At 74.7% G+C, this 21,089-nt stretch carries 21 protein-coding genes; 14 read left to right on the top strand and 7 right to left on the bottom strand.

What is annotated here, in order from left to right; all coding sequences use genetic code 11:
* From NH602_RS12755 to NH602_RS12740, 4 genes are all read left to right on the top strand, one after another.
* Window positions 1-841 (top strand): lycopene cyclase family protein (locus NH602_RS12755; protein WP_253067932.1); only part of this gene is annotated, 841 nt, incomplete at its 5' end.
* 108 nt (window positions 842-949) lie between these two features.
* The gene (locus NH602_RS12750; protein WP_062395375.1) at window positions 950-1,399 is read left to right on the top strand and encodes a universal stress protein; all 450 of its coding nucleotides are present in this window, start codon (window positions 950-952) and stop codon (window positions 1,397-1,399) included.
* Window positions 1,400-1,403: 4 nt separating this feature from the next.
* Window positions 1,404-2,444, top strand: a complete 1,041-nt coding sequence (locus NH602_RS12745; protein ID WP_217266865.1) for an adenylate/guanylate cyclase domain-containing protein — start codon at window positions 1,404-1,406, stop codon at window positions 2,442-2,444.
* A gap of 42 nt (window positions 2,445-2,486) precedes the next feature.
* On the top strand, window positions 2,487-3,314 hold the full coding sequence (locus NH602_RS12740; protein WP_179762677.1) for an arylamine N-acetyltransferase: 828 nt from the start codon (window positions 2,487-2,489) through the stop codon (window positions 3,312-3,314).
* A 60-nt stretch (window positions 3,315-3,374) separates the two neighbouring features.
* Here NH602_RS12740 and NH602_RS12735 read toward each other — a convergent pair whose 3' ends face one another.
* From NH602_RS12735 to NH602_RS12705, 7 genes are read right to left on the bottom strand one after another with little or no spacing between them, the layout of a single operon-like run.
* Entirely contained in the window at window positions 3,375-3,788 is a 414-nt protein-coding gene (locus NH602_RS12735; RefSeq protein WP_020624271.1) for a metal-sulfur cluster assembly factor, read from the bottom strand.
* The gene (sufU, locus tag NH602_RS12730) at window positions 3,785-4,249 is read right to left on the bottom strand and encodes a Fe-S cluster assembly sulfur transfer protein SufU (RefSeq protein ID WP_062395379.1); all 465 of its coding nucleotides are present in this window, start codon (window positions 4,247-4,249) and stop codon (window positions 3,785-3,787) included. Before sufU ends, NH602_RS12735 begins: the two co-directional genes overlap by 4 nt.
* 1 nt (window position 4,250) lies before the next feature.
* Window positions 4,251-5,588, bottom strand: a complete 1,338-nt coding sequence (locus NH602_RS12725) for a cysteine desulfurase (RefSeq protein ID WP_253067931.1) — start codon at window positions 5,586-5,588, stop codon at window positions 4,251-4,253.
* Window positions 5,589-5,590: 2 nt separating this feature from the next.
* Entirely contained in the window at window positions 5,591-6,376 is a 786-nt protein-coding gene (sufC, locus tag NH602_RS12720) for a Fe-S cluster assembly ATPase SufC (RefSeq protein WP_253067930.1), read from the bottom strand.
* A 54-nt stretch (window positions 6,377-6,430) separates the two neighbouring features.
* Window positions 6,431-7,621: a Fe-S cluster assembly protein SufD gene (gene sufD / locus NH602_RS12715; protein ID WP_224402333.1), complete on the bottom strand. Its 1,191-nt coding sequence runs from the start codon at window positions 7,619-7,621 to the stop codon at window positions 6,431-6,433.
* Complete coding sequence (sufB, locus tag NH602_RS12710; protein WP_062395386.1) at window positions 7,618-9,054, bottom strand: Fe-S cluster assembly protein SufB; 1,437 nt, start codon at window positions 9,052-9,054, stop codon at window positions 7,618-7,620. The genes sufD and sufB overlap by 4 nt, the downstream gene beginning before the upstream one ends.
* Entirely contained in the window at window positions 9,038-9,859 is an 822-nt protein-coding gene (locus tag NH602_RS12705; RefSeq protein ID WP_253067935.1) for a metalloregulator ArsR/SmtB family transcription factor, read from the bottom strand. Before NH602_RS12705 ends, sufB begins: the two co-directional genes overlap by 17 nt.
* Before the next feature lie 201 nt (window positions 9,860-10,060).
* On the opposite strand from NH602_RS12705, the gene mptB reads away from it, so the two are divergent.
* The 10 genes from mptB to NH602_RS12655 form a co-directional block, all read left to right on the top strand.
* On the top strand, window positions 10,061-11,740 hold the full coding sequence (mptB, locus tag NH602_RS12700; RefSeq protein WP_253067929.1) for a polyprenol phosphomannose-dependent alpha 1,6 mannosyltransferase MptB: 1,680 nt from the start codon (window positions 10,061-10,063) through the stop codon (window positions 11,738-11,740).
* A complete protein-coding gene (locus NH602_RS12695) occupies window positions 11,737-12,648 on the top strand; it encodes an ABC transporter ATP-binding protein (protein ID WP_253067928.1) in 912 nt (303 codons plus the stop codon). The genes mptB and NH602_RS12695 overlap by 4 nt, the downstream gene beginning before the upstream one ends.
* The gene (locus NH602_RS12690; protein ID WP_374210161.1) at window positions 12,645-13,424 is read left to right on the top strand and encodes an ABC transporter permease; all 780 of its coding nucleotides are present in this window, start codon (window positions 12,645-12,647) and stop codon (window positions 13,422-13,424) included. Before NH602_RS12695 ends, NH602_RS12690 begins: the two co-directional genes overlap by 4 nt.
* A gap of 15 nt (window positions 13,425-13,439) precedes the next feature.
* Window positions 13,440-14,426 carry a heme A synthase gene (locus NH602_RS12685; RefSeq protein ID WP_374210160.1) on the top strand — a complete coding sequence of 329 codons (987 nt, stop codon included), beginning with the start codon at window positions 13,440-13,442 and terminating at the stop codon, window positions 14,424-14,426.
* Between the two features lie 53 nt (window positions 14,427-14,479).
* On the top strand, window positions 14,480-15,538 hold the full coding sequence (locus NH602_RS12680) for an outer membrane lipoprotein carrier protein LolA (protein ID WP_253067926.1): 1,059 nt from the start codon (window positions 14,480-14,482) through the stop codon (window positions 15,536-15,538).
* On the top strand, window positions 15,535-16,503 hold the full coding sequence (locus tag NH602_RS12675; protein ID WP_374210159.1) for an ABC transporter ATP-binding protein: 969 nt from the start codon (window positions 15,535-15,537) through the stop codon (window positions 16,501-16,503). The genes NH602_RS12680 and NH602_RS12675 overlap by 4 nt, the downstream gene beginning before the upstream one ends.
* Window positions 16,500-17,348 carry an ABC transporter permease gene (locus NH602_RS12670; protein WP_253067925.1) on the top strand — a complete coding sequence of 283 codons (849 nt, stop codon included), beginning with the start codon at window positions 16,500-16,502 and terminating at the stop codon, window positions 17,346-17,348. Before NH602_RS12675 ends, NH602_RS12670 begins: the two co-directional genes overlap by 4 nt.
* A 46-nt stretch (window positions 17,349-17,394) precedes the next feature.
* Window positions 17,395-18,366, top strand: a complete 972-nt coding sequence (locus NH602_RS12665; RefSeq protein WP_253067924.1) for a quinone oxidoreductase — start codon at window positions 17,395-17,397, stop codon at window positions 18,364-18,366.
* 52 nt (window positions 18,367-18,418) lie between these two features.
* Window positions 18,419-20,485: an alpha/beta fold hydrolase gene (locus NH602_RS12660; RefSeq protein WP_253067923.1), complete on the top strand. Its 2,067-nt coding sequence runs from the start codon at window positions 18,419-18,421 to the stop codon at window positions 20,483-20,485.
* On the top strand, window positions 20,482-21,089 hold a 608-nt coding region (locus NH602_RS12655), incomplete at its 3' end, for an amidase family protein (protein WP_253067922.1). The genes NH602_RS12660 and NH602_RS12655, both read left to right, overlap by 4 nt.

Here is a 21,089-nt window from a genome sequence, read left to right as displayed (position 1 = left end):
CGGGGCCCCGCGGGACGACGCGGCGCGGGTCGTCGACGCGGCCCTGGTCGTCGACGCCACCGGGGCCCCGTCGCGGCTGCGCCCCGGCCCGGCGGGCGGGACCGAGCAGACCGCGTGGGGCGTCGTCGTCGACGAGCGGGTGGCCGCGCCGGTGGTGGGGCCCGGCGAGGCCGTCTTCATGGACTGGCGCTCCCCCGGCCCGCACCGCCCGGGGTGGACGGAGTGGCCGACGTTCCTCTACGCCGTCCCCTACGGCGACGGCACCGTCCTGCTGGAGGAGACCTCTCTGGCGCGACGGCCGGGGCTGGGGCTGCCCGAGCTGCGCGACCGGCTCGCGGCCCGGCTCGCCGGGGCGGGCGTCGCCGTGCCCGACGCCGCCCCCGTCGAGCGCGTCCGCTTCCCGGTCGACACCCCGCGCGGTCCACGGCACCCCGTCGGGTTCGGGGCGGCGACCCCGCTGGTGCACCCCGCGACCGGATTCAGCGTCGCCCCCGCGCTCGGACTGGCCCCGCGGCTGGCCGCCGAGCTGGCCCGGCACCTGCCGCACGACCCCGCCGCCGCGACGACGGCGGCCCGCCGGCTGCTCTGGCCCCGCTCGGCCCGCGCGGTGCACCGCCTGCGCCGCCACGGGCTGCGCACCGTGCTGGAGATGCCGCCGCAGCTGGTGCCGGACTTCTTCGACGCGTTCTTCGCCGGCCGCAGCGGCCGCGCGTTCCTCACCGGCCGCGACGACCTGACCGGCACCCTTGCCGGGATGGCCGGCGTGTTCCGGGCCGCTCCGCCACCCGTACGAGCGCACATGCTGCGATCAGCCGCCGCATTTCACTCGAAAGGGCGATGACGGGAGGGACTCAGGACAAGTTGATCGGATACCACGTAGTAACGTCGTCGCACGCGGTGACGCCGGCCGCAGGACCGGCGACGCGCGACCGTTCCCCGGGAGGCACCTGTGTCCGCATACAAGACCATCGTCGTCGGCACCGACGGCTCGTCGACGTCGTTCGCGGCCGTCGAGCGCGCAGCCGGGGTGGCCGCGGACAGCGGCGCGAAACTGGTCATCGTCTCCGCCTACACCCCGGCCAGCCGGGAGGACACCTCGGCCGCCGAGGACGCGCTGAAGGACGAGGCCTTCCTCGTCACCGGCTGGACCCCCGCCGAGGAGGCGCTGCGCGAGGCCTCCGACCGGGCCGCCGCCGCCGGCGCGAAGGACGTCTCGACCTTCGCCGAGGACGGCGCGCCGGTCGACGTCCTCCGCAAGGCGGTCAAGGAGCACAGCGCCGACCTGCTCGTGATCGGCAACCGCGGTCTGAACACCTTCTCCGGGCGGCTGCTCGGCTCGGTGCCCGCCGACGCGACCCGCCGTGCCGGCGTGGACGTGCTCGTCGTGCACACCACGTGATCGCGTGACGTCCGAACCCGGACCACCCCGTCCGCTGCCCGACCCCGCCTCGATCGACTGGAGCGAGATCGACGACGGGGCGCTGGACGAGTTCATCCTGGGCGCGCCCCGCGAGTTCACCCGCGACGAGCTGGTGGCGGCCGCGGGGCTCGACCCGGAGGAGTCGGGGCGGCTCTGGCGGGCGCTGGGGTTCGCCGACTCCGATCCGGAGGACCGCGTCTACACCCGCGCCGACCTGGAGGCGGCCAGCACCGTCGCCCGCCTCACCCGGGACTGGCTGCCCGACAAGAACGCCCGCGAGGCGGTCGCCCGCGCGGTCGCGCAGTCGCTGTCACGGCTCGCCGAGTGGCAGATCGGCATGCTCGCCCAGGTCGCCGCCGCACACATCGGCGAGCTGACCCCGCGCGACGCGGCCCGGCTCGCCGCCGACGTGCTGCCCGAGCTGGAGTCGCTGCAGTCCTACGTGTGGCGCCGCCACCTCGCGGCGACGGCGTCGCGCTGGGTCGCGGGGGCGCAGCGGTTGGACGCCGCGCACATCGCGGCCGACACCTGGCCGCTGTCGGTCGGGTTCGCCGACATGGTCGGCTTCACCCGCACCACCCGCCGCCGTTCCATGGACGAGCTCGGCGAGATGATCGAGCGGTTCGGCTCGGTGACGACCGAGGTCATCGCGAACGGCCGCGGCCGGGTGATCAAGACCGTCGGCGACGAGGTCCTCTACGTCACCGAGCACCCCGCCGACGCCGCGGCCATCGCGCTCGGCCTGCGCGACCGGGTCCGGACCGAGCCGGCGCTGCCGCAGCTGCGGATCGGCCTCGCCCACGGCATGGTGCTGGCCCGCTACGGCGACGTCTACGGCGAGGTCGTCAACGTCGCGGCCCGGCTCACCTCCGAGGCCCGCCCGGACACGGTGCTGGTCGACAAGGAGATGTTCGAGTCGCTGCGCGACGACCCGCGCTTCGACCTGCGGCGGATCGCGACACTGCACACCCGCGGCTACTCCCACCTGCGGGCGTGGGCGCTACGCGGCGCCCGCGAACGCTGATCCTTGACCTGAACCCGGGTCGAGGTGACAGCCTCGGGCACCATGACGAGCACGGTGACCACCTCGGCCGCCGCGTACCTCGACCTCCTCGGGGTCGACCGGGCGGCACCGGACCGGGCGCTGCTCGACCGGGTCGTGACCGCGCACAACGCGACCATCCCGTTCGAGAACCTCGACCCGTTCACCGGTGTCGAGCCGCCGACCACCTCCGACGGCGTCGCGGCGAAGCTGGTCCACGGCCGGCGCGGCGGCTGGTGCTTCGAACACAACCGCCTGCTGTACGACGTGCTGGCGGCGGTGGGGTACCAGGTCACCCCGCTCGTCGGCCGGGTCCGCCTCGGGCTGGCCCCGGCGGACCCGCCGACGTCGCGCACCCACCGGCTCACCCTCGTCGACACCACGGAGGGCCGCTTCACCGTCGACGCCGGGTTCGGCTCGACGGTGCCGACCACCGCGCTGCGGCTCGTCGCCGGGCTGGAGCAGCCGACCCCGCAGGCGACCTACCGCTATACCCGCGACGACCACGGTGCCTGGGTCCTGCAGCGGCGCGGCAGCGGTGACTGGGCCGACCAGTACGTCGTCGACCTGGTCCCCGCCCCGGACGTCGACTTCGCGATGGGCTCCTGGTACCTGACCCACCACCCGGCGTCGCACTTCCGGACCGGGCTCGTCGCCGCGCGCACCACCCCGGAGCACCGGACCACCCTCGACGGGACCCGGCTCACCGTGCGCACCGCCGACGGCGACGTGGCGCGGCACGACCTCACCTCTCCCGCGCGGGTCCGGGACGCGCTGGAGGAGCACCTCGGTGTCGACACCGGCGCCGTCGCGGGGCTGGAGGACCGGCTGCGGGAGGTCTACTTCCCCTGAGACGACGACGGGCCGGAGCCCCTGGTGGGGATCCGGCCCGTCGGGGTCGGTGCGGGGTCGTCAGACCCGGAAGCCGAGGGCCCGCAGCTGCTCGCGGCCGTCCTCGGTGATCTTCTCGGGGCCCCACGGCGGCATCCAGACCCAGTTGATCCGGACGTCGTCGACCAGGCCGCCATCGGGACCGGCGGTGAGCGCGGAGCGGGTCTGCTCCTCGATCACGTCGGTCAGCGGGCAGGCCGCCGAGGTCAGCGTCATGTCGATGACGGCGGTCCCGCCGTCCCGGTCGATGCCGTAGACGAGGCCGAGGTCGACGACGTTGATGCCCAGCTCGGGGTCGACGACGTCCTTCATCGCCTCCTCCAGGGCCTCGAGGGTCGCGCCGTCACCGGCGTCGGCCCGGGCGGGCGGCTCGGGCATGCCCGCCGCGCCGCGCACCACGTCCTCGGAGGTGCTCTGTTCGGTGGTCTCGCTCATGCCGGACTCCCCTCGGAGTTCTCGATGCGGGCGTCGGTGCGGCTCACCGCGTCCTTGAATGCCATCCAGCCCAGGAGAGCACACTTGACCCGCGCCGGGTACTTGGCGACGCCGGCGAAGGCCACGCCGTCGCCGATGACGTCCTCGTCGGGCTCGACCCTGCCTCGTCCCTGGGCCATCTCCTGGAACGACGCCATGATCTTCCACGCCTCGCCGACCGGCTTCCCGGCGACGAGGTCGTGCAGCACCGACACCGACGCCTGGCTGATCGAGCAGCCCAGCGTCTCGTAGGACACGTCGGTGACCACGTCCCCGTCGACCTTGACCCGCAGCGTGACCTCGTCCCCGCAGGTGGGGTTCACGTGGTGGGTCTCGGCGTCGTAGGGCTCGCGCAGACCGGCGCCGTGCGGGTCGCGGTAGTGGTCCAGGATGATCTCCTGGTACATCTGCTGCAGCTGCACGTCACACCGTCCCGAAGAACTTCTGGGCGGCGCGCACCCCGTCGGCCAGCGCGGTGACCTCGTCCAGGGTGTTGTACACCGCGAACGACGCCCGGGCGCTGGCCACGATGCCGAAGCGCCGGTGCAGCGGCCACGCGCAGTGGTGACCCACGCGGATGGCGACACCGGCGTCGTCGAGCACCTGGGACAGGTCGTGGGCGTGGATGCCGTCCACGACGAACGACACCGCTCCCCCACGCAGCTCCGCTCCGGGCGGCCCGACGATGCGCAGCCCGTCGATCGCGGACAACTGCTCGAGCGCGGCCGCGGTCAGCGACGCCTCGTGCGCGGCGACGGTGTCCATCCCGATCGCCTCGAGGTAGTCGACCGCGGCGCCGAGGCCGACGGCCTGCGACGTCATCGGCACCCCGGCCTCGAACTTCTGCGGCGGCGGCGCCCAGGTCGCGCCCTCCATCCGGACCGTCTCGATCATCGAGCCACCGGTGAGGAACGGCGGGAGCGCCTCGAGGAGCTCCCGGCGGCCGTAGAGGACGCCGACCCCGGAGGGCCCGAGCATCTTGTGCCCGGAGAAGACCGCGAAGTCCACCCCGAGCCGGTGCAGGTCGACCGGCATGTGCGGCACCGACTGGCAGGCGTCGAGCACGGTCAGCGCGCCGACCGCGGCGGCCCGCTCCACCAGCTGCGCGACCGGCGCGACGGCGCCGGTGACGTTCGACTGGTGGGTGAAGGCCACGACCCGCGTCCGGTCGGTGAGCTCGAGCGAGTCGAGGTCGATCCGGCCGTCGTCGGTGACGGAGTACCAGCGCAGGGTCGCGCCGGTCCGCCGGCACAGCTCCTGCCACGGGATGAGGTTCGCGTGGTGCTCCAGCTCGGTGACGACGACCTCGTCACCGGGGCCGAGCGCGAACCGTTCGGAGGCGGCGTCGAGCCCGGTCCGGACCGAGGCGTTGCCCAGGCCGTAGGCGACCAGGTTGATGCCCTCGGTCGCGTTCTTGACGAACACGACCTCGTCGTCGTTCGCACCGACGAACGCCGCGATGCGTGCCCGGGCGGACTCGTAGGCGTCGGTGGCCTCCTCGGCGAGCTGGTGCGCGCCCCGGTGGACGGCCGCGTTGTGCCGCTCCAGGAACGTGCGCTCGGCGTCGAGCACCTGGCGCGGCCGCTGGGAGGTCGCACCGGAGTCGAGGTAGACCAGCGGCTTCTCCTCGCGCACGGTGCGCGCGAGGATCGGGAAGTCCGCCCGGATCCGGGCCACGGCGTCGGCACCGAGAGCAGCGCCGGCGGAACGAGCATCGGCACTGTGGCCGGCCGTGGTCCCGGTTCCGTGGGTGAGGGTCATGGTCAGGCCAGTGCCTTCTGGTCCGCCGCCGCCTTGTCGGCCTGGGTGAACCGGACGTAGCCGTTCTTCTCCAGCTCGTCGGCCAGCTCGGGGCCGCCGGACTCGACGACGCGGCCGCCGGCGAACACGTGCACGCGGTCCGGCTTGATGTGGTTCAGGATCCGCGTGTAGTGCGTGATCAGCAGGACGCCGGTCTCGCCGCTCGACCGGTACCGGTTCACGCCCTCGGACACGACGCGCAGGGCGTCGACGTCGAGGCCGGAGTCGGTCTCGTCGAGCACGGCGAACTTCGGGTTCAGCAGCTCGAGCTGGAGCACCTCGTGGCGCTTCTTCTCACCGCCGGAGAAGCCCTCGTTGACCGAGCGGTCGGCGAACTCCGGGGAGATGTCGAGGCCGGCCATGGCCTCCTTGACCTCCTTGACCCAGGTCCGCAGCTTCGGCGCCTCGCCGCGGGTGGCGGTGGCCGCCGAGCGCAGGAAGTTCGCCATCGACACGCCCGGGACCTCGACCGGGTACTGCATGGCCAGGAACAGCCCGGCCCGCGCCCGCTCGTCGACCGACATCTCCAGGACGTTCTCGCCGTCCAGCAGCACCTCGCCACCGGTGACGGTGTACTTCGGGTGCCCGGCGATGGCGTAGGCCAGCGTGGACTTGCCGGAGCCGTTCGGCCCCATGATCGCGTGCGTCTCGCCCGCGCGGACGGTGAGGTTCACACCGCGCAGGATCTCCTTGGGGCCGTCCTCGGTCTCGACCGAGGCGTGCAGGTCCTTGATCTCCAGAGTGGACATCGGTGGTGGTCGCTCCGTATTCGGGAAGTGTGCGGAATCGGTGCCGAGCTGCGCTCAGACGCCGGTGAGCGCGAGCTCGGCCTCGACGGCCGCCTCGAGGCGCTCCTTGAGCTCCGGCAGCGTGATCTTGTTCAGGACCTCGCCGAAGAACCCGCGGACGACCAGGCGACGCGCCTGGTCCTCGGGGATGCCGCGGCTGCGCAGGTAGAACAGCTGCTCGTCGTCGAACCGGCCGGTGGCGCTCGCGTGGCCCGCGCTCACGATCTCGCCGGTCTCGATCTCCAGGTTGGGCACGGAGTCGGCGCGGCAGTGCTCGGTGAGCACCAGGTTCCGGTTGAACTCGAAGGTCTCGGTGTTCTCGGCGGCGGCCCGGATCAGCACGTCGCCGATCCACACCACGTGCGAGGAGTCCTTCGTCAGGCTCTGCAGCGCGTTCTTGTAGAGCACGTTGGACTTGCAGTTCGGCACCGCGTGGTCCACCAGCAGCCGCTGCTCGAGGTGCTGGCCGGCGTCGGTGAAGCCGAGCCCGACGAGCTCGGCGTCGCCGCCGGGGCCGGCGTAGCGCACGGTCGAGGAGACCCGGACCAGGTCGCCGCCCAGCTGGACCGTGGTGGCCCGCAGGGTGGCGTCGCGCCCGATCGAGTAGTGCTCGGCGCCCACGTGCACGGCGTCGTCGGCCCACTCCTCGGTCACGACCAGCGTGAGCTGCGAGCCGTCGCCCAGGACCACCTCGGTGTTGTCGGCCAGCACACCCGACCCCCGGTGCACGACGACGACCGTGGCCTGCGTGTGCGGGGTGGTGCGGATGTGCAGGTGGCCGGCCGCCGTGACGCCCTCGCCGGGGCCGTCCACGGTGACGGTCACCGGGTCGAGCTTCTCCCCGTCCAGGGTGACCAGGGTGGCCTCGCCGAACCCGGACCAGGCCGCGGCGGCGACCCGGTCGAACGGGACACCGCCCTCGCCGATCCGGGCGTCGTCGCGGCCGACCTTCTCGACGGTCACCCCGGCGGCCTCGGTGACCGAGACCGGCGCGGTGCCCTCGAACGCGGCACTGCCGTCGTGCAGGCCCTTGAGCCGGCGCAGCGGGGTGAACCGCCAGTTCTCCTCGCGGCCACCGGGGACCTCGAACGCCTCCACGTCGAAGGACTGGAAGCGCTCGCCGGCCGAGGCGATCGGGACCTCGCCCTGCCCCTCCTTGGCGCCCTTCAGCTCGGGCGCGAGGCCGGCAACGTCACTCGTCGTCATCCGACGGAACCCTCCATCTGCAGTTCGATCAGCCGGTTCAGCTCCAGCGCGTACTCCATCGGCAGCTCGCGCGCGATGGGCTCGACGAACCCGCGCACGACCATGGCCATGGCCTCGTCCTCGGTCAGACCGCGGCTCATCAGGTAGAAGAGCTGGTCGTCCGAGACCTTGGAGACGGTGGCCTCGTGCCCCATCGACACGTCGTCGTTGCGGATGTCGACGTAGGGGTAGGTGTCCGAGCGCGAGATCGTGTCGACCAGCAGCGCGTCGCACTTCACCGTCGAGCGGGAGTTGCGTGCCCGCGGGTTGACCTGGATCAGGCCGCGGTAGGACGTACGCCCGCCGCCGCGCGCCACCGACTTCGACACGATCGTCGAGGAGGTGTTGGGCGCGAGGTGGACCATCTTGGCGCCGGCGTCCTGGTGCTGGCCCTCGCCCGCGAACGCGATCGAGAGGACCTCGCCCTTGGCGTGCTCGCCCATCAGCCACACGGCCGGGTACTTCATGGTCACCTTGGAGCCGAGGTTGCCGTCGACCCACTCCATGGTCGCGCCCTCCTCGGCCTTGGCGCGCTTGGTGACCAGGTTGTAGACGTTGTTCGACCAGTTCTGGATCGTGGTGTAGCGGCAGCGGCCGCCCTTCTTGACCACGATCTCGACGACGGCCGAGTGCAGCGAGTCGGTCTTGTAGATCGGCGCGGTGCAGCCCTCGACGTAGTGCACGTAGGCACCCTCGTCGACGATGATCAGCGTCCGCTCGAACTGGCCCATGTTCTCGGTGTTGATCCGGAAGTAGGCCTGCAGCGGGATGTCGACGTGCACGCCCGGCGGCACGTAGATGAACGAGCCACCGGACCAGACCGCGGAGTTCAGGGCGGAGAACTTGTTGTCACCGGACGGGATGACCGAGCCGAAGTACTCCCGGAACAGCTCCGGGTGCTCCTTCAGCGCGGTGTCGGTGTCCAGGAAGATGACGCCCTGCTGCTCGAGGTCCTCGCGGATCGAGTGATAGACGACCTCGGACTCGTACTGCGCGGCGACACCAGAGACCAGGCGGGCCTTCTCGGCCTCCGGGATCCCCAGCTTGTCGTAGGTGTTCTTGATGTCCTCGGGCAGGTCGTCCCAGGTGGCGGCCTGCTTCTCCGAGGAGCGCACGAAGTACTTGATGTTGTCGAAGTCGATCCCGGACAGGTCGGAGCCCCAGCGCGGCATCGGCTTCTTGCCGAAGATGTCGAGCGCCTTCTGCCGGAACTCCAGCATCCACTCGGGCTCGCTCTTCAGGCGGGAGATGTCGGCGACGACCTCGGAGGACAGGCCACGCTTCGCGATGGAGCCCGCCTCGTCGGAGTCGGCCCAGCCGAAGTCGTACCGGCCGAGCGCCGCGATCGTCTCCTCCTGCGTGAGCTCGGTGCGCACATCAGGAGTGGTCGTCATAAGGACTGCCTCCCTTTCGGGGACCGTGGTGGGAGAGGGTCCCGCCGTCGGCGGAGCCCCCTTCTTCTTGCACCTGCCGCACCTGCGCAGTGGGTCTCCCACTCACGGTGACGGAACGGCCTTGCTTCTTACCTCTCGCCCGCGCGAGGAGTTCGGGATCCTCGAGCGGGACGTGTGTGGTGCACGCGGCGTCGCCGCGGGCGATGGTGGCCAGCCGCTGCACGTGCGTACCCAGCAGCTCGGCGAACGCACGCGTCTCGGCCTCGCAGAGTTCCGGGAACTCGGTGGCCACGTGGGCCACCGGGCAGTGGTGCTGGCACAGCTGCACCCCGAAGCCGCCGTGGCGGGCCTGCGCAGCGTAGCCGCGGGCGCTGAGCACCCGGGCCAGCGCTTCGACGCGTTCTGCGGGCTCCGCCGGGGCGGTCACCGCATCGAGGTCGGACCCGAGCAGCTCGCGCACCCGGTGCCGGGCGAAGGCGTCGACCGCCTCCTCCCCCGCCGTCTCGGCGAGGAAGCGCAGTGCCTGGGTGGCCAGGTCGTCGTACCCGTGCCCGAACCGGACCCGGCCCGTGTCGGTGAGCAGGTACTCCCGGGCCGGACGGCCCCGGCCGCGCGGACGGGCGGACCGGGCCGGGGCCCGGACCTCCGCCTCGCCGTCGGCGATCAGCGCGTCGAGGTGCCGGCGCACGGCGGCCTCGGTGAGCTCCAGCTCGGCCGCCACGACGGCGGCCGTGACCGGACCCTGCTCCATGAGCACCCGCGCCACGAGGGCGCGGGTACCCGTCCCGGAGCCGGCGGGCACCACGGCGTCGCCGCCGACGCCGTGCCCGCAGGCAGGGTCGTCGAGGCGCCGCGGCGCTGTCCGGTCCGTTTTCACAACACCAGTGTTGCGTATATGTCCCGGCACGGCAAAACAGACCCCCCGCCGTGGTGACCGGGCTCACTCCACCCGCAGGTGAGGGCCGGTACCGGACCCCCCGTCACCGCACCACTAACCTCTTCTCCCATGGTGACGCCCGAGGTCGCCCCGCCCGGGCGCGACGACCCCCCGACGCGTGCGGCGCCGTCCGATCCCACCGCCACACCGCCGTCGACCGGCCACCGGGCCCGGCGCGGCCTGCGTGAGCAGGCCCGGATCGCGCGGATCCTCGGTCTGACCGGCGCCCTGCTGATGGGGATCAGCGCGCTGGGCTCCGGGGCGTTCCCGGTGCCGAACCCGCTCAACGGGCTGCGCGTGATCGGGCTGCCCTCGCGCAACGTCACCCTCGCGATCGCCGTCACCTACGCGGGGCTGCTCATGGTGGTCACGGCCTGGCTGTGGATCGCCCGGATGCTCACCACCCGCGGAGCGCACCACCCCGCGCCCGAGCGCCGCGAGCTCGGCCGCACCGCGATCCTGTGGGGGGTGCCGCTGGCGCTGGCGCCGCCGATGTTCTCCAAGGACATCTACAGCTACCTCGCCCAGAGCGCGACGCTTGCCCGCGGGATCGATCCGTACTCGATCGGTCCCGCGCAGGCGCTCGGCATCGACGACCCGCTGGTCCGCGGGATCCCCACGGTCTGGCGCGACACCCCGGCGCCCTACGGCCCGCTGTTCCTCGGCCTCGGCCGCGGGATCACCGCGCTGTCCGGGGAGAACGTGGTGCTCGGCATCCTCGAGCACCGGCTGCTCGCGCTGCTCGGCGTCGCCCTGATGGTGTGGGTGCTGCCCCGGCTGGCCTCCCGGTTCGACCTCGACGCCGGCCTGGTCCTGTGGCTCGGCGCGGCGAACCCGCTGGTGCTGTTCCACATGGTCAGCGGGATCCACAACGAGTCGATCATGCTGCCGCTGCTGCTGCTCGGGCTCTGGGTGATGCTCGGGCGCGACGACACCGTCCGGCCGTGGTGGCGGATCACCGGCGGTGCCGCGCTGATCGTCGCCGCGGCCTCGGTGAAGCTCCCGGCGCTGCTCGCGCTCGGCTTCGTCGGCGTGTACCTGGTCCGCAGGCGCGGCGGCAGGCTCCTCGACTGGGCCGTGATGACGGCCTGGCTGTCCGCGATCGCCGCGGCCGTGCTCACCTTCTTCAGCCTGGCCACCGGGCTGGGGTTCAACTGGGTGCGCGGGCTGTCCGCACCCAGCGTGCTCATCTCGCCCATGTCGATCAGCACCAACCTGGGGCTGCTCGCCGGGCAGGTCGGCCGGCTCGCCGGGCTCGGCGACCACACCGAGACCACGATGGGCCTGATGCGCAGCCTGTTCGTGCTGCCGATCGCGGTGATCGTGGTCGTGCTGCTGCTCGGCTGCCTGCGCGGGAAGGTCGACCCGGTCACCGGCACCGGCCTCGGGCTCGGCGCCGTCGTGCTGCTCGGCCCGGTCGTGCACCCCTGGTACCTGTTCTGGGCGCTGCTGCCGCTGGTCGTGACCCGGGCGATGCCGTTCTACCGCCGCGGCCTGCTGCTGCTGTCGGTCGTGCTCGCGCTGGCCGTGCCGCCCACCGGCGCCGACTTCTTCTTCCGCGGGTTCCAGCTGCCGCTGGCCATCACCGCGGGCGCCGCCATGTACACCCTCGCCCTGTACGTGGTCGCCCGGCTGATCCGCTCCCCCGGTGACGCCGGTGACCCGGCCCGCCCGGACGACGGCACCGGCACCCCGGGCGGCGCCACCGCCGGGACCCGCGCGCCGTCGGACCCGGAGCCCGCCCGGTGAGCGCCGCCCTGGAGATCCGCGGCCTCGTCGTGCGCTACGGACCCACGACCGCCGTCGACGGCATCGACCTCGACCTCGCCCGCGGCGAGGTGCTCGCCCTGCTCGGCCCGAACGGCGCCGGCAAGTCCTCGACCGTCGAGGTGTGCACCGGGTTCCGGGCGCCCTCGGCCGGACGGGTGCGGGTCCTCGGTCACGACCCGGCCGACGAGGCCGTCCGCCCCCGGGTGGGCGTCATGCCGCAGGGCGGCGGCGCCTACCCGGCCGTTCGGACCGGGGAGATGCTGCACCTGGTCGCCGACTGCGCCGCGCACCCGCTCGACGTCGACATGCTCATCGACGTGCTCGGCCTGCGCCCGCGGGCGGGCACCCCGTACAAGCGGCTGTCCGGTGGGGAGCAGCAGCGCCTGGCGCTGGCCTGCGCCGTCGTCGGGCGCCCGGAGCTGGTGTTCCTCGACGAGCCGACCGCCGGTCTGGACCCGCAGGCCCGCCACCTGGTGTGGAACCTGGTCCGGGCGCTGCGCCGCGACGGCGTCGGGGTGCTGCTCACCACCCATCTGATGGACGAGGCCGAGCAGCTCGCCGACGACGTCGTCATCATCGACCACGGCCGGGTCGTCGCGCACGGCTCGCCCGCCCAGCTCACCGCGGGCGACCAGACCGAGCTGCGGTTCCGGGCCCGGCCCGGCATGGACGTCGCCGGTCTCGACGCCCGGCTGCCCGCCGGCTACGCCAGCTGCGAGACCTCCCCCGGCCGCTACCGGGTCCGCGGCCGGATCGACCCGGGCGCGCTCGCGGCCATCACCTCGTGGTGTGCCGACCAGGGCGTGCTCGCCGACGACGTCCAGGTCGTGCGCCGCAGCCTGGAGGACGTCTTCCTCGACCTCACCGGACGGGAGCTGCGCTCGTGACGACCCCCTTCCCCGAGGGCCTGTTCACCCCCGCCCCCGGCCGCGGCAACGCGCTGACCATGCTGCGGGCCCAGGGCGGCCTGGAGACCCGGCTCGCGCTGCGCAACGCCGAGCAGGTGCTGCTGACCCTGCTCATCCCGGCGGCGCTGCTCGCCGGGCTCACGCTCGTCCCGGCGGTGCCCGCCCCGGAGCCGCGGGTGGCGTGGCTGTTCGCCGCCATGCTGGCGCTGGCCGTGATGAGCTCGGCGTTCACCAGCCAGGCCATCGCGCTCGGCTTCGACCGCCGCTACGGGGCGCTGCGCAGGCTGGCCGCGACGGCGCTGCCCCGCTGGCTGCTGGTGTGCGGGCGGCTGGCCGCGGTCGCCGCCGTCGTCGTGATCCAGGTGGTGCTGCTCGGCGTGCTCGCGGCGCTGCTGGGGTGGTCCCCGGCCGGTGCCCGGCTCGACGGCGCCGCGCTGGCGGTGCTGCTGGGCGCGGCCGCGTTCGGGGCGCTGGGCATCCTGCTGGGCGGGACGCTGCGCGCGGAGATCGTGCTCGCCGTCGCCAACCTGGTGTGGTTCGCGCTGCTGCTGGCGGGCGGGATCGTGGTGCCGGTCGCGGACCTGCCGGGACCGCTGGCGGCGATCGCGCCGTGGCTGCCCTCGGGCGCGCTGGCCGAGGCGCTGCGCTCGGCCCTCGGCGCGGGCGAGTTCCCCGCGGCCGGGCCGCTGCTGGTGCTGACCGGCTGGGCGGTCGTCGCCGGGGTGGCGGCGTCGCGGCTGGTGCGCTGGACCTGAGCCGCATCTTCTACGATGCGTAGTGTGCTGTCCTCGCGCGTGCCCTCCACCCCGCCGGTGCTGATGCGCCGGCTCACGATCGCGAACCTCGTCGCCCAGATCGGGATCGGGGTGACCGGATCGGTCGTGCGGGTCACCGGCTCGGGGCTCGGCTGCTCGACCTGGCCGCAGTGCGAGCCGGGCAGCATGATCCCGGTCGACCACGCCGAGATCGCGCCGCTGCACATGTGGATCGAGTTCTCCAACCGGCTGCTCGGCATCCTGGTCGTGCTGTTCGCCGGCGCCGCTCTGCTCGGGGCTCTGTTCACCCTGCCCCGCAGGCGCCGCCTCACCGCGCTCGCGCTGGCCATGCCGCTCGGCGTCGTCGCGCAGGCCGTCATCGGCGGCATCACGGTGCTCCTCGGACTGGCCTGGTGGACGGTGATGCTGCACTTCCTGGCCTCGATGGTGCTGGTCTGGTTCTCGGTGCTGCTCGTCGGCGCCACAGGCGAGGCCGACGGCCCGGTGACCCGCACCGTGCCCGCCGCCGGGCGCGGCCTGGTGCTGTTCTCCACCGCGGTGCTCGCGGTGCTGCTGGTCGCCGGGACGCTGGTCACCGCGGCGGGTCCGCACGGCGGCGACCCGGAGACCCCGCGCCTGGACGTGCCGATCCCCGCGCTCGCGCAGCTGCACGTGGACACGCTGTTCCTCTACCTCGGCACCCTGGTCGGGCTCGGGTTCCTGCTGCACGCGGTGTCCGCCCCGCGGGCGCTGGTGCGCCGGTTCCGGGTGCTCGTCGTGGTCGTCCTCGCCCAGGGCGCGCTCGGCGGGGTCCAGTACGCCCTCGGGGTCCCGGAGCTGCTGGTGTCGCTGCACGTGCTCGGCGCCGGGCTGACCGCCGCCGCGGCCGCCTGGGTGTGGGCCGGTACCGCGACCCGCCCGGCCCCCGTCGACCCCCGCGCCACCCCGACCGGCGACCCGGCGGACACCGCCGCGCCGGAGCCCGCCGCCGCGTCGGTCTGAGTCGGTCCGACCGGCCGCTGCACGATCTGGTGACACTCGGGCACTCTGGAGCCATGACCTCCGCATCCCGGTTGCGACGCGGCGGGATCGCCGTGGTCCTCGCGGCCGCCCTCGCCGTCGCCCTCACCGTGTCGCTGTCGGCGGGCCTGCTCACCACGCGGGCCTCCGCCGCCCCCGAGCTGCCGCCCGTCACCCCGGAGCAGCTCGTCGCCTCGGTCGTCGCCGCGGAGCCGGTCGCGCTGGCCGGCACCGTCGCCGTCGACAACCGGCTGGGGCTTCCCGCCGTGCCGGGACTCCCCTCCGACGGGCTGACCGACGGCACCTCCACCGCGCGGGTCTGGTCCGACGGGACGGGCGACGGCCGCCTCGCCGTCCCCCGCGACGACGGCGAGCGCACCTACGTCCGCGACGGCGCCACGACCTGGGCCTACGACTCCACCGACCGCACCGCGACCCGGTTCCCGAGCCGGGGACACACCCCGGACGCCGACGCCGCGAAGGACCCGGCCGAGGTCGCCCGGACCGTCGTGGCGCGGCTGGGCGCCACCAGCGTGCTGCGGGTCGACGGCACCACCGAGGTCGCCGGCCGCCCCGCCTACACCCTGGTCCTGGCGCCGAAGCCCGGTGAGCGCACCGTGCTGCGCGAGGTCCGCGCCGCCGTCGACGCGCAGACCCGGACCCCGCTGGAGCTGACCGTCCTCGGCGCCGGGACCGACCCGGTGCTGCGGATCGGGTTCGACGACGTCACGTTCGGCCCGCAGGACCCGGCCCTGTTCACCTTCACCCCGCCGCCCGGCGCCACCGTCCGCGACGGCACCGCCGGGACGGTGGAGCAGCCCGGCCCCGGGGGCCCCGGCGGCACGCCCGCACGGGCCGCCGCGCCGACCGTCGTCGGCGAGGGCTGGGACACCGTGGTCGTCGGCCGCGTCCCGCAGCGCTCCGGCGACCAGCGGGGCCCGGACCTGTCCAGGCTCGGCACCCCGGTGTCCGGACCGTGGGGCTCCGGCCGCGAGATCACCACGAACGCGGGCTCGGCGATCCTGGCCGGCGACGGCCGCGTCGCCGCCGGTGCCGTCGGCCCGGAGGTCCTCGGCGAGGCCCTGGCCCGGTGACGACCACCCGCTCCGCCCCCGCCGGCCACGTGGCGGACGGGGCCGCGGACGAGCAGCAGCCGGCCGCCCGCGTCCGGGACCTGCGCAAGGTGTTCGGGCGGGTCACCGCCGTCGACGGCGTGGACCTCGACGTCCCGGCCGGGTCGGTGTTCGGGATGCTCGGCCCCAACGGCTCGGGCAAGACGACGCTGATCCGGATGCTGCTCGGGCTGACCACGCCGACCTCGGGCAGCGTCGAGCTGCTCGGGCTCCCGGTACCGGGCGGGCTCGCCGCGACGCTCCCCGACGTCGGCGCGCTGGTCGAGGGGCCGGGGTTCCACCCGTTCCTGTCCGGGCGGGAGAACCTGCGCCGGGTCGCGGCGACCGAGCCGCGGCTCGCGCCGGGCGAGGTGCGGCCCGCGGTGGAGGCGGCCCTGGAGCGGGTCGGGCTGGCCGCGGCCGCCGGGCGCCGGTTCCGCGGCTACTCCCTCGGGATGAAGCAGCGCCTCGGGCTGGCCGCGGCGCTGCTCGTCCCGCGGCGGCTCGTCGTGCTCGACGAACCCACCAACGGCCTCGACCCGTCCGGGACCCGGGAGATCCGGGCGATCGTCGCCGAGCTGCGGGCGGGCGGGGCGACGGTGCTGCTGTCGTCGCACCTGCTGCCGGAGGTCGAGGCGGTGTGCACGCACGTGGCCGTGCTCAAGCAGGGCACGCTGCTCGCGGCGGGACCGCTGGACCGGCTGCTCGGCGCCGCCGACGGTGACTGGGAGATCGCGACCACCGACCCGGCGGCGGCGCTGCGGGAGCTCGGGGCCGCGGGCGCCGACGCCCGGGCCGAGGGCTCGGCCGTCGTCCTGGCCGCCGACGCCGACGGGCCGCGGCTGTTCGCCGGACTGGTCGGGGCCGGGGTGGCGGTGCACGGGCTGGCCCGGCGCCGCACCGGCCTGGAGGAGCTGTTCACCCGGATCACCGAGGGCGACGCGTGAGCGCCCCGCCCGCCCCGCCCCGGCCGGTGTCGTGGCGGCGGCTGCTCGGGGCCGAGTTGCGCTGGGTGCTGCGCAGGCCCCGGACCTGGGTGATGGTCGCGCTGCTCGGGGCGGTGCCGGTCCTGATGGCGGTCGGGCTCGTGCTGGCCGACGGGCCGCGCCGCGGCCTGCTCTCGGAGGTCGTCGGCAACGGGCTGACCCTGCCCGTCGCGGCGCTGACCCTGCTGATGGCGCTGCTGCTGCCGCTGGTGGTCACCGTCGCGGCGGCGGACGCGATCGCCGGAGAGGCCCAGCACGGCACCCTGCGCGGGCTGCTGCTGGCCCCGGTGGGGCGGCTGCGGCTGGTCGCGATGAAGGCGTTCGGGGTGCTGGTGGTGGCCGCGGTCGCGGTCGCGGTGGTCTGCGTGGTCGGGCTGGTGGCGGGGTGGGCGCTGATCGGGCCCCCTGCGGTCGTCGGCGACGGCGGGGCGCTGCTGACGATGTCCGGCTCGGTGCTGGACCTGACGTCGGCCGTCGGCCGGATCGCGCTGGTCGCGCTGTGGACGCTGGGGCAGCTCGCCGCGGTCGGCGCGGTGGCGCTGGCGGTGTCGTCGTTCACCGAGCACCCGCTGGTGGTGCTGTCCTCGGTGCTCGGCGGGATCATCCTGTCCGGGGTGCTCGGCGCGATCCCCGCCCTGGAGCCGATCCGCCCGTTCCTGCTCACCGACGGCTGGTCCGCCGGGGTCGACGTGCTGCGCGACCCGCTGCCGACCGCCGGGCTCGTGTCGAGCACCGGGCTGGCGGCGGGCTGGTTCGCCGCCGCCGCGCTCGTGCTCGTGTCCCGGATGCTCCGCCGCGACGCGTGAGGGCATGATCGGGCCCGTCAGCAGCGGCGAGCGACGAGGAGGACACATGCGTGCGATACGGGTGAGCGAGCCCGGCGGGTCCGAGGTGCTGGAGGTGGTCGACACCGACGCCCCGGTCCCGGGTGCGGGCGAGGTGCTGGTGGAGGTCGCCGCGGCCGGGGTGAACTTCATCGACACCTACCAGCGCGAGGGCATCTACCCGATGGAGACGCCCTACGTCGCCGGGCTGGAGGGCGCGGGCCGGGTCACCGCGCTGGGCGCGGACGTCGACGGTGTCGCGGTCGGGGACCGCATCGCCTGGGCCAACACCCTGGGCAGCTACGCCGAGCAGGTCGCCGTGCCCTGGGCGAAGGCCGTCCCGGTGCCCGAGGGCGTCGCCGACGACGTCGCGGTCGGTGCGGCGCTGCAGGGCATGACCGCCCACTTCCTGGTCAACGACTGCGTCCCGCTGCACGGCGGGGAGACGATCCTGCTGCACGCCGCCGCCGGTGGCGTCGGGCTGCTGCTCACCCAGCTGGCCGTCGCGAAGGGCGCCCGGGTGATCGCGACGACGTCGACGCCGGAGAAGGCCGAGCTGGCCCGCGGCGCCGGCGCCGCCGAGGTGATCGACTACACGGCCGTCGACGACCTCGCCGCCGCCGTCCGCGACCTCACCGGCGGCGCGGGCGTGCACGCCGCGTTCGACTCGGTCGGGCGCAGCACCTTCGACGCGAGCCTCGCCTCGGTGCGCCCGCGCGGCACACTCGTGCTCTACGGCGCCGCGTCCGGCCCGGTCGAGCCGTTCGACCCGCAGCGGCTCAACGCGGCCGGGTCGCTGTACCTGACCCGCCCGAAGCTGTTCGACTACATCGCCACCACCGACGAGCTGCGCACCCGCGCCGCCGCCGTCTACGGCGATGTCGCCGCGGGCCGCCTCGACGTGCGGATCGGGCACCGCTACGACCTGGCGGACGCCCGTACCGCACACGACGACCTGCAGGGCCGCCGCACCACCGGGAAGGTGCTGCTCGTTCCCTGACGGTTCCGGAACGGGGTCGGTCCGCCGCGCGGCGTGCGGTAGAACCGACGGCGTGACCGACACCCCCTTCCACGACCTCGACGCCTACGTCGCGCTCCCCCGCCTCGGCGGGCTCGCCCTGTCCCCCGACGGCACGCGGCTGGTCACCGGGGTCGCCGAGCTCGACGCCGACGGCACCCGCTACCGGACCGCGCTGTGGGAGGTCGACCCCGCGGGCGAGGCCCCGGCGCGGCGGCTGACCCGGGGCGCCGCCGGCGAGTCCGGGCCGGTCTTCACCCCCGACGGTGACCTGCTGTTCCGGTCGGCCCGGCCGGACCCGGACACGGCGGGCGAGGCCGAGCCGCCGACCTCGCTGTGGCGGCTGCCGGCCGCCGGCGGCGAGGCCGAACCGGCGGGGTCGCGCCCCGGTGGCATCTCGGACGTCGCCGTCGCGGCCGACGCGGGGACGGTGGTCGTCTCCGCACCGACCCTGCCCGGGTCGGTCACCACCGCCGACGACGAGCGGCGGCGCACCGCCCGCACCGAGGGCAAGGTCACCGCGATCCTGCACACCGGCTACCCGGTGCGGCACTGGGACCACGACCTCGGCCCGGACGAGGAGCGGCTGCTGCTCGCCACGCCCCGCGCCGATGTCCCCCGTGGCGGCTCCGGGGAACCGGACGGGACCGACGCCGACCCCTGGACGGACCTCACCCCCGCGCCCGGCCGTGCACTGGACGAGACCTCCTTCGCCGTCTCCCCCGACGGGGCGCGCGTGGTCACCGGCTGGCACCGTGCGCACGGGCACGGCACCTGGCGCCCCGGGCTCGTCGTCGTCGACACCGTCACCGGCGCGCGCACCGACCTCACCACCGACGACGGCCACGAGTACGGCGCGCCCCGGATCAGCCCCGACGGGCGCACCGTCGTCGCCCTGCGCGAGCGGGTGTCCACCCCGGAGACCGCGCCGCGGATCGAGCTCGTGCTGATCCCGCTCGAGGGCGGCGAGCCGCGCCCGGTCGCGCCCGGCTGGGACCGCTGGCCCACCTCGGCGCGCTGGACGCACGACTCGGCCGCGCTCGTCGTGACCGCCGACGAGGACGGTCGCGGCCCGCTGTTCCGGGTCGTGCCGGGCCCGACACCGCAGGACGACACCGTCACCCGCCTGACCGGCGACCACGGCACCTACTCCGACCCGTGCCCGTCGCCGGACGGGCGGTGGGTCTACGCCGTGCGCCACGCCTACGACGCTCCCCCGACCCCGGTCCGGGTGTCCGCCGACGGCCGCGACGCCGAGCCGGAGCTGCTGCCCGCGCCGGCGCAGGCGCCCGCGCTGCCGGGCACCCTCACCGAGCTCGAGACCACCGCCGCCGACGGCACCCGGGTCCGCGCCTGGCTGGTCCTGCCCGACGGCGCCGACGCCGCGCACCCGGTGCCGCTGCTGCTGTGGATCCACGGCGGCCCGCTGGCCAGCTGGAACGCCTGGTCGTGGCGGTGGAACCCGTGGCTGATGGCCGCCCGCGGCTGGGCCGTGCTGCTGCCCGACCCGGCGCTGTCGACCGGCTACGGCCAGGACTTCGTCCAGCGGGGCTGGGGCGCCTGGGGCGGGACGCCGTTCACCGACCTGATGGCGGCCACCGATGCCGCCGTCGCCCGGCCGGAGATCGACGGCACCCGCACCGCGGCGATGGGCGGGTCCTTCGGCGGTTACATGGCCAACTGGGTCGCCGGGCACACCGACCGGTTCGCCGCGGTCGTCACCCACGCCAGCCTGTGGGCGCTCGACCAGTTCGGACCCACGACCGACCACGCCGACTACTGGCTCACCGAGATGACCCCGGAGATGGCGCAGGCCCACAGCCCGCACCACCACGCCGACGCGATCGTCACCCCGATGCTCGTGATCCACGGCGACCGCGACCACCGCGTCCCGATCGGCGAGGGCTTGCGGCTCTGGTGGGACCTGGTGTCGCGGCAGGCCGACCCGGCGGCGAACCCGCACCGGTTCCTGTACTTCCCCGACGAGAACCACTGGGTGCTCGCGCCGAACCACGCGAAGGTCTGGTACCGGACGGTGTGGGCGTTCCTGGACCACCACGTGCTGGGCGAGGAGTGGGAGACCCCGGACCTGCTGCGGTGAGCACCGGTCCGGGCGCGGTCGCGGTGGCACGGGACCGCCGCGACCGCACCGAGCCCTGGCTGCGGGCGTTCCTGCGCCACGACGACCACGACGTGCCCGTCCCCGGCCCCGCCGTACCGGGTCCGCTCGCCGGCCTGCCGATCGCGGTGAAGGGGCTGCACGGGCACCGCACCCCGGCCGTGCGCGCGCTGCTCGCCGCCGGTGCCGTCCCGATCGGGGCGACCTCGGTGCCGCGTCCGGGCGGCCACCAGACGTGGGGATGGACCGACCGGGGCCCCACCCGCAACCCGTGGCGGGCCGACCGCTCCCCCGGTGGGTCCTCCGCCGGATCCGCGGCCGCCGTCGCCGCCGGAGTCGTCGGGATGGCCACCGGCTCGGACGGCGCCGGGTCGGTCCGCATCCCCGCGGCCTGGTGCGGCGTGCTCGGCTACAAGCCGACCGCGGGGCTCGTCCCGTCGGCCGACCCGCGCGGGCTCGCGGTACCCGGTGTGCTGGTACGGGACCCGGCACTGCTGCGGCCGTGGCTCGACGCCGTCGCCCGCCCGCGCCGGCCGGCCCGGCCGGTGGCGGCGCCGGCGACGGCGGTGTGGTCGGCCGACCTCGG

Origin of the sequence: Pseudonocardia sp. McavD-2-B, assembly GCF_024124365.1 — a bacterium.
Lineage (GTDB): Bacteria > Actinomycetota > Actinomycetes > Mycobacteriales > Pseudonocardiaceae > Pseudonocardia > Pseudonocardia alni.
The sequence above is the reverse complement of the archived record's forward strand: the minus strand, read 5'-3'. Positions and strand labels throughout refer to the sequence as shown.

Coding starts and splice junctions, on each gene's coding strand:
- NH602_RS12735 (WP_020624271.1), bottom strand. CDS start 3,788: ATGAGCGAGACCACCGAACAGAGCACCTCCGAGGACGTGGTGCGCGGC.
- sufD (WP_224402333.1), bottom strand. CDS start 7,621: ATGACGACGAGTGACGTTGCCGGCCTCGCGCCCGAGCTGAAGGGCGCC.
- NH602_RS12725 (WP_253067931.1), bottom strand. CDS start 5,588: ATGACCCTCACCCACGGAACCGGGACCACGGCCGGCCACAGTGCCGAT.
- NH602_RS12740 (WP_179762677.1), top strand. CDS start 2,487: ATGACGAGCACGGTGACCACCTCGGCCGCCGCGTACCTCGACCTCCTC.
- sufB (WP_062395386.1), bottom strand. CDS start 9,054: ATGACGACCACTCCTGATGTGCGCACCGAGCTCACGCAGGAGGAGACG.
- NH602_RS12665 (WP_253067924.1), top strand. CDS start 17,395: ATGCGTGCGATACGGGTGAGCGAGCCCGGCGGGTCCGAGGTGCTGGAG.
- mptB (WP_253067929.1), top strand. CDS start 10,061: ATGGTGACGCCCGAGGTCGCCCCGCCCGGGCGCGACGACCCCCCGACG.
- sufC (WP_253067930.1), bottom strand. CDS start 6,376: ATGTCCACTCTGGAGATCAAGGACCTGCACGCCTCGGTCGAGACCGAG.
- NH602_RS12685 (WP_374210160.1), top strand. CDS start 13,440: ATGCGTAGTGTGCTGTCCTCGCGCGTGCCCTCCACCCCGCCGGTGCTG.
- NH602_RS12680 (WP_253067926.1), top strand. CDS start 14,480: ATGACCTCCGCATCCCGGTTGCGACGCGGCGGGATCGCCGTGGTCCTC.